At 63.9% G+C, this 228-nt stretch carries 1 pseudogene; it reads left to right on the top strand.

The window, feature by feature from the left end:
- Positions 1–102: 102 nt before the first annotated feature.
- Positions 103–228, top strand: a pseudogene (locus ACQ4LH_RS22315) (hypothetical protein); the annotation flags it as partial.

Here is a 228-nt window from a genome sequence, read left to right as displayed (position 1 = left end):
CCCCCCACAAACTCACCCCTCGGGGGGCGCCGCCGGCAGCGTAAGTTGTTTAAAAGAGACAGCTTTCCCCCCCCCCCGTCGCTACGGGCTTCGGAGCCTGCCGTGAGCTTTMCCCCCGCCAATCGCCTGTTTCCCGCCACTCGCCTGCGTCGCAACCGCCGTGATGATTTTTCCCGGCGCCTGGTGCGGGAAAACCGCCTGAGTGTCGATGACCCTGTCTCTTATACA

Source organism: Pseudomonas peli (genome assembly GCF_050563605.1).
In the GTDB taxonomy this organism is placed as follows: domain Bacteria; phylum Pseudomonadota; class Gammaproteobacteria; order Pseudomonadales; family Pseudomonadaceae; genus Aquipseudomonas; species Aquipseudomonas peli_A.
The sequence above is the reverse complement of the archived record's forward strand: the minus strand, read 5'-3'. Positions and strand labels throughout refer to the sequence as shown.